Annotated in this window: 1 protein-coding gene and 2 rRNA genes; 2 read left to right on the plus strand and 1 reads right to left on the minus strand. The window is 56.4% G+C overall.

What is annotated here, in order from left to right; genetic code table 11:
- Positions 1-292: ribosomal RNA gene (locus tag HM984_RS18070) — 23S ribosomal RNA — on the plus strand; the annotation flags it as partial.
- Here the strand turns inward: HM984_RS18070 and HM984_RS18075 are convergent.
- Positions 285-437 carry a hypothetical protein gene (locus HM984_RS18075; RefSeq protein ID WP_179350123.1) on the minus strand — a complete coding sequence of 51 codons (153 nt, stop codon included), beginning with the start codon at positions 435-437 and terminating at the stop codon, positions 285-287. The genes HM984_RS18070 and HM984_RS18075 overlap by 8 nt on opposite strands.
- A gap of 5 nt (positions 438-442) precedes the next feature.
- Between HM984_RS18075 and rrf the strand changes: the two genes are divergently transcribed.
- Positions 443-559: ribosomal RNA gene (rrf, locus tag HM984_RS18080) — 5S ribosomal RNA — on the plus strand.
- Positions 560-663 lie beyond the last annotated feature (104 nt).

Consider the following 663-nt stretch of genomic DNA (forward strand, 5'->3'; position numbering starts at 1 on the left):
TCTATCCGCCGCGCGCGTTAGAAACTTGAGGAAGGCTGTCCCTAGTACGAGAGGACCGGGACGGACGAACCTCTGGTGTGCCAGTTGTTCCACCAGGAGCACCGCTGGTTGGCTACGTTCGGAAGGGATAACCGCTGAAAGCATCTAAGCGGGAAGCCTGTTCCAAGATGAGGTTTCTCTTTCCCCTTTGAGGGAGTAAGGCCCCCGGCAGACCACCGGGTTGATAGGCCAGAACTGGAAGTCGGGTAACCGATGCAGGTGACTGGTACTAATAGGCCGAGGACTTACCCAAAAGAAACGCCACGCGTCCACTGTGCAATATCTGAAACAACACACGTTTCAGAACCACCAACAATTGAATGAACCAACACCCTCCAACCATCCCCACAAACGGGATGACAAGAGACTCTGTTGTGTTCCGTGTGTAACAGTTTCACAGAGTTACGGCGGCCATAGCGGAGGGGAAACGCCCGGTCCCATTCCGAACCCGGAAGCTAAGCCCTCCAGCGCCGATGGTACTGCACTCGACAGGGTGTGGGAGAGTAGGACACCGCCGAACACAACCCCCAGAAATACCCCCTCGACCACCAGGTCGAGGGGGTATTTCTGCATTCCCACACCATCCCGGGCGCACCTCACCGCTCGAATAAATCGCTGGCGTCA

It is taken from the genome of Winogradskyella pacifica (genome assembly GCF_013403915.1).
In the GTDB taxonomy this organism is placed as follows: Bacteria; Bacteroidota; Bacteroidia; order Flavobacteriales; family Flavobacteriaceae; genus Winogradskyella; species Winogradskyella pacifica.